Source organism: Magnetospirillum sp. UT-4 (genome assembly GCF_902729435.1).
GTDB lineage: Bacteria > Pseudomonadota > Alphaproteobacteria > Rhodospirillales > Magnetospirillaceae > Magnetospirillum.
On sequence record NZ_CACVCG010000017.1, the window covers coordinates 1 to 301 of the forward strand.

Annotated in this window: 1 rRNA gene; it reads right to left on the reverse strand. The window is 59.8% G+C overall.

From position 1 onward, the window contains the following. Positions 1 to 16: 16 nt before the first annotated feature. A 16S ribosomal RNA gene (locus MTBUT4_RS01290) occupies positions 17 to 301 on the reverse strand; the annotation flags it as partial.

Genomic DNA, 301 nt, shown 5'->3' on the forward strand with positions numbered 1-301 from the left:
GCCGTGACCGTGACATCGGCTGCCTCCCGTAGGAGTCTGGGCCGTGTCTCAGTCCCAATGTGGCCGTCCGCCCTCTCAGGCCGGCTATGCATCATCGTCTTGGTGGGCCTTTACCCCGCCAACCAACTAATGCACCGCAGGTCCATCCGCGCCCCATCCCCGAAAGGATGTTTCACAGAAAGAAGATGCCTCCTTCCTGTACATCGGGATTTGTTCTCCGTTTCCAGAGCGTATTCCCGGTGCGCGGGCAGGTTCCCTACGTGTTACTCACCCGTTCGCCACTAGAGACCCGAAGGTCTCT